The sequence below is a fragment of the Bartonella sp. AU16XJBT genome (genome assembly GCF_028618665.1).
In the GTDB taxonomy this organism is placed as follows: Bacteria; Pseudomonadota; Alphaproteobacteria; order Rhizobiales; family Rhizobiaceae; genus Bartonella.
The window spans coordinates 76,117-86,173 of the sequence record NZ_JAQITF010000010.1; the positions used below are offsets into that span (position 1 = coordinate 76,117).

The 10,057-nt window shown below is 37.4% G+C and carries 5 protein-coding genes and 1 pseudogene; 2 read left to right on the forward strand and 4 right to left on the reverse strand.

Translation table 11 applies throughout. The features are described from left to right. The first annotated feature begins 117 nt into the window (after nucleotides 1-117). Nucleotides 118-642 (forward strand): peroxiredoxin, encoded by a 525-nt coding sequence (locus PVV66_RS06860; RefSeq protein WP_273719052.1) that lies wholly within the window; start codon nucleotides 118-120, stop codon nucleotides 640-642. A gap of 575 nt (nucleotides 643-1,217) precedes the next feature. On the opposite strand, the gene PVV66_RS06865 is transcribed toward PVV66_RS06860, so the two are convergent. The 4 genes and pseudogenes from PVV66_RS06865 to pyrF form a co-directional block, all read right to left on the reverse strand. After that, a complete protein-coding gene (locus tag PVV66_RS06865) occupies nucleotides 1,218-1,751 on the reverse strand; it encodes a replication protein (RefSeq protein WP_273719053.1) in 534 nt (177 codons plus the stop codon). Nucleotides 1,752-2,288: 537 nt separating this feature from the next. Beyond that, a complete protein-coding gene (gene hisS, locus PVV66_RS06870; protein ID WP_273719054.1) occupies nucleotides 2,289-3,776 on the reverse strand; it encodes a histidine--tRNA ligase in 1,488 nt (495 codons plus the stop codon). A 1,184-nt stretch (nucleotides 3,777-4,960) separates the two neighbouring features. Beyond that, nucleotides 4,961-5,322, reverse strand: a pseudogene (locus PVV66_RS06875) (helix-turn-helix domain-containing protein). A gap of 1,054 nt (nucleotides 5,323-6,376) precedes the next feature. Next, complete coding sequence (pyrF, locus tag PVV66_RS06880; RefSeq protein WP_273719055.1) at nucleotides 6,377-7,222, reverse strand: orotidine-5'-phosphate decarboxylase; 846 nt, start codon at nucleotides 7,220-7,222, stop codon at nucleotides 6,377-6,379. Between the two features lie 505 nt (nucleotides 7,223-7,727). Here pyrF and PVV66_RS06885 point away from each other — a divergent pair. Further along, nucleotides 7,728-8,804, forward strand: a complete 1,077-nt coding sequence (locus PVV66_RS06885) for a YrzE family protein (protein ID WP_273719056.1) — start codon at nucleotides 7,728-7,730, stop codon at nucleotides 8,802-8,804. Nucleotides 8,805-10,057: the final 1,253 nt, after the last annotated feature.

Genomic DNA, 10,057 nt, shown 5'->3' on the forward strand with positions numbered 1-10,057 from the left:
TTGTTAGAAGTAAGATTTTTTAAAAAGCCCTTTTATTTAAAACGCTCTTTCCCATATGCTTTTAAATATGAAGGCTGTTTTAAGGCACAATTTTCGTAAAAAATACAGGAGCATCTTATGATGAAAAAAACAGTTCCCAATGTTACATTTCATACACGTGTACGCGATGAATCAGTGAGTGGAGATAATCCTTATCGGTGGCAAGAAGTTAAAAGCGATGCTTACTTTAAAGGAAAGCGTGTTATTCTTTTTTCTCTTCCTGGCGCTTTTACCCCTACTTGCTCAACTTTTCAGCTACCTGATTTTGAAAAACTCTATGATGAATTTAAACAAGCGGGTATTGATGAAATTTATTGCCTTTCCGTCAATGATGCTTTTGTCATGAATGCTTGGGGAAAAGAACAAAATATCAAAAACGTGAAATTAATTCCCGATGGTTCTGGTGAATTCACCCGCAAAATGGGTATGCTGGTTGCAAAAGACAATGTCGGTTTTGGCATGCGATCATGGCGCTATGCTGCTGTTATTAATGACGGTGTAATTGAGCAATGGTTCGAAGAACCAGGTTTTTCAGATAATTGTGCAACTGATCCTTATGAAATTTCTTCACCACAAAATGTTTTAAAAGCCTTGAAAAACTAATTTCAAGACTAATTATACATTTGTCAAATGTAAACTTTCTAACATAAATTCCTTCGCAAGAAGGAATTTATGGTTTTTGTATGTTTTAAAAACATCTCTTGGTGACAACATCTTGATTGATAATGATCATTTAAGCGTTCCTCAACTTGAGTAAAATCCTGAAATATCGTAATATTTTCCATTTTAAATCTGTTTTCTGTTGCCTCAATCAAAATCACTTTTTTGCATATCATAAGTGGGTAGCCCATGTGGGTAAAACACTAAAAAAACGAGATATGTCTTGTCTAAACGCTCTTAAGTTCCAAGGGAATTGATCATCCAAGGTTCACAAAACATCAAGAAGAAAAATACAGATCAATGATCTGTTTGAAGAGGCGTACGCGTCAAATTTATCTCATGAAAAGATAATAAAATATGGCATAAAAACTGCCCTGCACAAATAAGCACCAATAAGTGTTGATGAAAAGGGTTGAATCAAAACAGATCCGGCAAACATTCCAATTCACACAACATCAACGTTGCTATTCTCATAGCCATTTATTCTACGCTTTTATTTTTCTCTAAGAGAGAAACGGTTAAAGCAGGCGTTTATTGGGGTTTTCTACCGTAAAGTATGCTTTTGTTTCTTCTTCTTCATCGAACTCAAAAGTTTCATCACATTCAGGAAGACCAAAAATATCGGGGTTAATGAAATAACAACCTTCTCTTGTTCCCTTCTCTATAATTTGAATCCTTTCTAATTCCTTGATACCTTCTTTAAAACTTTCAAAATTAAGATATTCTGGTTCTTCACTTGAAAGATCACAAATCAAAAAATCCTCCAGAATATCACGATCCAACGTTATCTGATCAAACCATAAATCCACATCATCCCCCTCATCGAGCATTTTCCCTACTTGCCACAACATCACAAAAAAAGCTTTCAACCCACTAAATGATAACCCAAAAATCATACGCCGACACGACGAGGCGCCTGAAAATGTAATTTGCGGAAGATCTTCACTCTCGAAGTTTGAGAGAGGAAGTTTAAATGATTTTCCAATATCTTCAGGTTTTTTCAAAATAAAGGGATTTCTTTCATAGAGCACGGTAAAATCATATTGAGCCATTTTCATTTCTCCATTTAAAAATTCTTTATGAACAATAAATTATTTCAAAGAGTTATCAATGTAACATCTTACAATGAACCCTCATATTCTCCCTTTAAAAATTGTCTGATTTAAGTTATTCGTTATTTTTGGAACGAAAAAATCTTCTAAAATAAAACGCTTAAAGATCTCTTTTATCTCTCACAGATGTAAAATTTTAGACTGTCGATAAAAAAACAGCAGAAAATATGATACCCGCAAAGGAAAATTCAAAAGTTAAACGCATTTGAATGGTCAATATTTCTATAAGCTATTGGGTGTCTCTTATTGACCATTGATTTTTCTAAAGAGGGTCGAGGTAAAAATCTCAAACGCTTCAGTGTCCCCTATTTTGCCTCACAGAGATGTTCACACCATAGCCCTTTAAAGAACTCTTTTGATGCCGCGCAAACTTTAAAAAAATAAGATTTTAAACACACTGAAACAAATAAAAGATACACTCTGAAAATTGAAGAGGAAATGTTCAAGCTCTTCGCAGCAAATGCTTTCATAAAACCATTACCGTTTTTGGGCTGCTAAAATGTCTTGTACTGTTTGCACCAATTGCTCTTCATTAACCATCACTTGTGCAGGACGGCTTTCACGCCATGTTTGATTATCCTTAATTTCATGAGACAAACGCGCTCCTTCAATTAAATCTTTGATCTGTATTTTTCCGCTCTCACGTTCTTGTGAACCTTGGATGATCACACAAGGAGCTTGGCGCCGGTCTGCATATTTCATCTGCGCTTTAATTCCCGATGCGCCTAAATAAAGTTCCGCACAAATTCCCGCATTTCGCAATTGCATCACCATTTTTTGATAGCGTGCAACAGCTTCTGGCTCTTTGTCCATCATCAGCACCACAACAGGTCCAAGACTATTTTTTACCGGCAATTTTTCAAGGTTTTGCAAAGCAGCAATCAAACGTGAAATCCCTATTGAAAAACCTGTTGCTGGAATATTTTCTCCACGAAACCGCGCAACCAGCCCATCATAACGCCCCCCCCCCCCAACAGAACCAAAGACAACTTTTAGCCCATCATCATTGAGAACATCAAAAAGCAATGCCGCCTCAAAAACAGGTCCCGTATAATATTCCAATCCACGGACCACCGAAGGATCAATTTTAATACGATTGTGATACCCATTGGCCGCAAAGATTGTTTGCATTTCTTCAAGTTCGCGAACCCCTTCAAGCCCTTGATCACTTTGACCAACGATTTTTCTGAGAGCATCAAGCGTTTCTTCTGCCGTTTTCGCTTCTATCGTGAGTAAGGACAAAATACATTCAATCTCTTTATCTTGAAGCTCAGCTCCTTTTGTAAAATCACCACTTTCATCCAAACGCCCCTTGCCTAAAAGCAAACGCACGCCTTCAGGACCAAATTTATCCAGTTTATCCATTGCTCGAAGAATCGTTAAGCGCTTTTCACTCTGCCCGCTTTCCCCTAAGCCAATCAACTGCAAAACACTTTCCAGAATTTTTCGGTTATTCAAACGAATGGCATAATCATGCGGCTGAATACCTAATTTTTCCAAACTATCTGCTGCCATCATGCAAATTTCAGCATCTGCTGCAACGGTTGGTGTTCCGACAATATCCGCATCAAATTGCATAAATTGCCGAAACCGCCCTGGTCCAGGCTTTTCATTGCGAAAAACAAACCCCAACCGATAACTGCGATAGGGTTTTGGTAACGTTTCAAAATTTTCCGCAAAATAACGCGCAAGAGGAGCCGTCAGATCATAGCGTAAAGACATCCATTGTTCATCATCATCTTGGAGCGAAAAAACCCCTGCATTGGGGCGATCTGAATCAGGTAAAAACTTCCCCAACACATCCGTATATTCAAAAATGGGTGTTTCAAGTGCTTCAAAACCGTAAAGTTCATAAACTTCACGAATTTGCGCAATCATGGTTTCAGTGGCATACAATTGTGCACTTGTACGATCCACAAAACCACGGGGTAAACGGGCTTTGGTTTTTTCTTGTTTTAATGACATGTTATTCTCTAGCAACAATATGTGTTTACGGATAACCATTATCCCATAGCAACAAACGCTGCAATGACTTTATCACCCTCAAAGCTTTTAACAATATGTTAGAGGCTTTTATTTTACAAAAGCAATCCGCCTTAAAGCAATCCTCTAAAAAATTTCCCCTTCATAAAGTCACGCCCCCACACAAAACACTTGCGATAAAAAACATCATTCTATTGCCAATTTACCCTCTTTTTTAAAAAAATATCTCTTTATACTCTCGCATCCATTTCACAAACAACCTTATGAATCATATAATGATATTCGCATAAAGTCTTCTGAACGTAAGATAAAATCTTCATGAAAAAGATAAAGTCCATTATACCTTCATCCCTCTTACCACCTCAATAAAAGCTGTAAGCCGGTCATACGCTTTATCCTTCAATGTTGCAAAAACTCTTGGCACTTGAAAGGAGGGCATAAAAAGCTTTAAAATGAGAAAAATCTCATAACATGAACGTATCACCCAACCAGCAAAACAATGAGTGATGATCCCGTTGTGCCATAAAATATGATCATTTAAAATGTCGTAATATGAAATCAACCGCTGAAACCCACTTTAAGGAAAAGCAAACTGTTTATAATCTCCAAACTGTTTACAATCTATTATCTACGGATCGGTGGAACTTCAAGAATCTTTATCCTTTAGAGCCGTTAAAAGGTCAAAGCGAAACAAAAGCATTATCGCAATAATATGTTTCTAGACATTTTCATAAATCTTTATGAAGAGACATGGCTCACCTATTCATATAAAGACAGCAGGGCATAAGCGAGACAAGACAGCAAGCTGTTTACAGACGATTTAATTGACAGATGAACACTTCTAAACACAGAAGCAAAACGATAGAAAGGAAGAGACCTTGCGAAATTGAAACAGTCAAAAGAAGCAGAGCTTAAAGCTCATCTCATAACGTTTAATCGTTTTCATTATGAAAAAATGGAAGCATTACCACCATGCTGCCCCTAAATACTTTCATGAATATTTATAAAAAGAAGTGGCTTATATATTCATATGAATATTAGCCAAATGGAATGCGTTAGACAAGACACTGTGTTGGTTACAGACGATTTTTTTTAAAAGTCAGCGTGGATTAAAAATCTTCGTCTTTTAAGATAAAGAGGAAATAAAAAGAATAGTGCGCCATACATCATATATTCTGATCAGAAAGCAGCTTTAAAATTGCTTTTTGTTTGACAGATGTCAGGACTCTAAAACTTTTTAAAAGCAAATATTCCTCTTTGCTCGCTGCGAGTTCATCATAATGGTACGAAGCGTTTTCTTTTGTGATGATATTAGTATAAAAAAGGCAAGAGGAACATTCAAAATATCGGAAATTTCCTTTAAACGCCCTGCACTCACACGGTTTAAGCCTTTTTCATATTTCTGGATTTGTTGGAAGCTCACACCTAAATGTTGACCTAATGTTTTTTGAGACATCTTCAGCATTTTTCGCCTAAAGCGAATTCTTTTGCCAACAAAAAGATCAATATTAATATTTTGATTTTGCATTTTCCTCCCCCACCGGGTGCGAGCGCCCTCACACGAGTACTCCGGGAGCTTGAAAACACTGAATCCGAATCAGCATTTTGCTTTTAGTGCGTCGACACACCTGAACATAGCAAAATCTCCCGGAATTCCTAGATACCTGCAAAGCAGGTTTATCTTCGTGTTCGGATTTAGGGTTTTCAAGGCCCTATTGGGTCATTGCGTATGCGACCAAAACACCTTTTAACGTGTAAAGTAATTTCAGGATCTTTGTAATAAAAATAGTTTTTCTTAAATTTGCAGAATTCATTTTTAATGAGAAGTTATCTGCTTCTCACATTCTTTAACACACACGCATCACAATCATACCATCAAGCCCCCATTTCACAAAAGGCCCCCCCTTGGTTCTTAAGGCCAATTCCTCCAGCTTGGCAGCATCCTTAACCAATACAAAACAGCTTTTGTTTTGTCCTTCACGCGAGCACCAGACAGGTGATTATTCTGCTCTCCCATTAACAACATCGACATTGAGAGGATAGAGACCCCATGAAAAATCAAAAGGTGAAACCTTTTTTAAAGAAAAAATCAGATTATTGACAAACCAGAATGGGTTTAGAATTTTCAGCTTCTAAGGAAGAGAGAAAATCAAAAATCCATCTATTGTATGAACCTCTCAGCCTTCATCCCTCTATTTGATTGAAAATGTGCACCTCCTCAATCCAAGGCTTTTCAATTCTCCAAAGACTCTTATGCTTCATCTCTGAGACCTTTGAACCTTTCTTTTGCACATTTCATCTTATCTCATCGCCTTTGAAAGAACTCTTCCCGTCAATATCTTGTCCAAAATCTCTGTATTTTCCTGCTCCTCTTTTTTCAAACAGTTGTTTTTTCAAACACTTGCTTGCAAAATTCTCCTTCTACCAACATCAAATACAAGACACATGCTTTTTAAAAAGTCTCAAGAGGAACATTTGCTTTTAGATAAATCCCCAAATTCCCCAGCATCTTTCTTAAAACTGAATAAGAAGCATTCTTTTTTAGAATGAAGAGACTCCCCCTTAGAACAAGAGCCCAAAACTTAAGATAGAAGTGTGTTTTTAGATTGCTCAGCAAAATTATGAATGATATTTTTTAAATCAACACTCTTTCGACCAGCCTCTGTAATCGACCTTGAAATTGAAGGAATAATATTCTGCCATAGCCTTTGAGGAAACTGCTGAGTTAATTGTGTTATTGTTCCCCCTTGAGCCCCAATGCCAGGAACGAGAAACAAGCTATTTTCTAACTGTTCAATTGTCTCTTTTGCGTCACAGCCTAATGTTGCACCAATAACCGCCCCGATAGGACCAACATGACGATATTGACTTGAAGATTGGCTATTATAGTCAAAAATACGCTCTGCCAAATGAACAGAAACCGTTTGATCGCCAATACGTGCATTGCGAATATCTTTACCCTCCGGATTAGATGATTGAACAACCATAAAGGCAGCCGTTTTTGTTTCTTCTGCAATCTTTATCAAAGGAATAAGAGCATCAAACCCTAAAAAAGGATTGACTGTTATAGCATCGGCTTTGAAGGGACTATTGACGCCAAGCCAAGCTTTACCGTAAGCTTCAGCGGTAGATCCAATATCCCCTCTTTTTGTATCAACGAGAACCAACAAACCTTGTTTTTGTGCATTTTCAATGAGTTCTTTCAAAACTTGAAGCCCTTCCACCCCATATAACTCAAAAAATGCAGCTTGCGGCTTTATGATCCCCACCTTTCCCACAACCGCTGTTAAAAGGATATCGCAAAAATCTTTTAAACCTTTATAATCGCAGCTCAAATTCCATGATTGTAAAACTTTATGACTCGGATCAAATCCCACACAAAGGGGGCCATATTTCTCACTATTTTTAAAAAAAGCTGAACAAAACATTTTATATCCTAACACGGTCTCTTCTTAAACTTTTTGATACAAACAAAAAGAAAAGCATTTGTCAAAAGGATACAATCGTAAAAACACACAGAAAGCACTCTCGTAAACAAAATCTGCTCTTACTTATGAAAGTTATTCCCATTCACAATACTTATCGCATAGTTCTCAACCAAGACGTTGTCATGAGACAAAAATTTAAACTTTATGACAGAATACGAACAAAAAAGCATTCCATCCTATTTCGTTCGATAACCTCGTGAAGCTAAACCACACACACCCCACTTTATTTCTTTTACGCCCTTTTTTTACAATCAACAAAACTTCTCGATAAATACGCTTTAAACGAAAGTTTCAAAAGAAAATGCTCCACCATGATGCTCTCTATCTTAACTTTGGATCTTTTCTCTTCATTTTTAGCGGCTAAATTATCCATTATGGATCATAAACTTTGGAACATAATTGGCAAAAAGGCATTGTATCTCCAGCATATTCAAGGAGATAAAACATGGAAACCCGCATTCCTGAAGACACATCTTTCGATACGAATTTTCTAGGAGAAACATCTCTAGAAACAAAATATTCATTTTTTCATACACCTATTTCATGGTCTGCTATTTTTGCTGGATTGTTAACAGCTCTTGCCGTCTCAATCTGCCTCTCTTTCCTCACTGCCGCTTTAGGCTTAAGCCAAATGGACTTTACCTCGTCCTCGCCTTTTACAGGTTCTTTTCTCTCTATGGGTATTGGTTCCCTCATCGTTATGCTGATAAGCCTTGCTTTGGGGGGCTTTGTAGCCGGACGTTTTGCTGAAATCTCTGGGGCTCTTCATGGTTTCTTAACCTGGGCGCTCATAACACTGCTGATGACACTCCAAGCCATCCACGTGGTTTCTAGTACAGCAAACTTAAGCGCTAAAGCGGTTGGAAAAAGCACTTCTATGATCCAACAAACCGTCGACAGCCTCCCTTCCCTACTGTCAAAAATAAACAGCGAAAGCTTTGAAAAGTTTTTTGCAGAAAAACGCGACAATGGGATTAATTTTGACCGACTTGGCAATGAATTGCGCACCCTTCTCAACAAAAGTGATATTCCAGCTCTCAATCCTGAACGCTTGAAACAAACCTATCAAGCTGCGCTCAACGATATTGGATCTGCGATAACCGCTTTCAAAAATGATCCTTCGCATTATCGCAGCACTCTGAAAAATTTAGGGGATAGTCTTTCTCATCGCATAGAAGCTCTAACGGCAAAATTTGATCAAAGCGATATCATCAAAACCTTGATGAACAATGGCATGTCGCGTACAGATGCAGAAACAACAGCCAACCGTGCCGTCCATATGTATCAAAGGGCAGAAGAAAAAACGGGACAAGCCCTCAAAGCTCTAGAAAAACAAGCCGATACCTTGTCTCAAAAGCTTGATACAAAGGCAAAAAATGCTCTTCAGATGGCTGATAAAGCCACAACAAAAGCATCATACATGGGATGGTGGGGCTTTTTAGGAAGTCTGATTGGTGCCCTAATTTCCAGCATTTTTGGCTATTATGGTTACAGAAGCCAAAAAGATTTTTTCAAGCTTTAAAAAGCAGAAACTTTTTTACACTTTAATTTTAAAAACTTGTGCCTCTAAAGCAAAACAAACCGATAAAAGCTGCACCATCTGTGCAGCTTTTTCATCGGCTATACGTGAAGTTAAGCGTTTTTAGGGATTAACAACTCCATTGCGCCTCTCGCTTTTTTTGCACATGATGAGAAAAGGCTGAGTAAAATACAAAAAAACAACAAAGAGAGATCATGAATTTAAGGGAGTATTTTTAGTCTCATGTTTCCCTTAAGCGACATGCTAGGGGGATATGCAAAATTAGATGGAATTGGGTATATTTTTAGCCCTAGGGGAAACAACGAGATTTTTAAACCGCATTCTTTCCCACTTTTTCTCTCTACCCCACTGGTTATGAGGGTAAAAAGCTCCGTTTGCTCTTTTTTAATCAGTAAAGCACTTTCCTCATTTTATTATTAGAGATTGATGTAAGAGTTTTTGATTATGGCAGTTTCGTTTGAGAGTGGCCCCTTGTATCTTTTTACGCAGGAAAGCTTCCGCTCAAGCACGCATAAAAAAAGCTGTATAGATTTGTACAGCTTTTTTTCTTTTTAGATGTTTCAGCGTTCGCTGCGTTTCATCGCTCCAATACTTCTTAAGCAAAATGATGCAAACAGTGGAAAGACTGTAAAGAAGTGGATATTCTCAATACCTTAGAAAATAAGCATCCCCTTTTAATGTTTAAAAGGTAGTTTTCCAGTACCGATAGGCTATAAAATTCACCATTTCTATCAAGGAACCACATTAAGCTTTACGTGGCCTATTGTTCTTTCTTTGTTACCTGCACCCTGCTTCATCATTTTTGGCTTTATCTAGCTTTAAAAAGATGTAGAGTTTCAATGTTTTTTTACTGTTTTGTCTAGGTTTTACCATGCAGGAGTTGATGTAAAAATTCCCAACGTTAGTGCATTTCTGCAAAAGTAAAAAAAACCTTCACAAACAAATAATGAGGATGATGCAAAAGTGTTGGGGGAAAAAGGTCGCATATTGTGCAGAAAATAGAGATGTTGTCTCTGAAAATAGGATAAGGCAAGAGATATCGTAAAAGAGAGAGAGAAGCATAAATTTGGTTCCTGCAAACCTTTTATGCATAGAATTGCACACCTATAGGCTCTTTACACTCTAACATTGCGCCCCTCCAACACTTGTGCTGTTTGTCATGTTATGTTTTTTTGTGGGATTTAGAGATTTCTAAAAACCTATTATAATATGGGATTTTAGCGTTTTTTAAAATA

What these genes read in the sequence shown, in the direction of transcription:
- PVV66_RS06865 (WP_273719053.1), bottom strand. Translation starts at nt 1,751, where the DNA reads ATGGCTCAATATGATTTTACCGTGCTCTATGAAAGAAATCCCTTTATT.
- PVV66_RS06885 (WP_273719056.1), top strand. Translation starts at nt 7,728, where the DNA reads ATGGAAACCCGCATTCCTGAAGACACATCTTTCGATACGAATTTTCTA.
- PVV66_RS06860 (WP_273719052.1), top strand. Translation starts at nt 118, where the DNA reads ATGATGAAAAAAACAGTTCCCAATGTTACATTTCATACACGTGTACGC.
- pyrF (WP_273719055.1), bottom strand. Translation starts at nt 7,222, where the DNA reads ATGTTTTGTTCAGCTTTTTTTAAAAATAGTGAGAAATATGGCCCCCTT.
- hisS (WP_273719054.1), bottom strand. Translation starts at nt 3,776, where the DNA reads ATGTCATTAAAACAAGAAAAAACCAAAGCCCGTTTACCCCGTGGTTTT.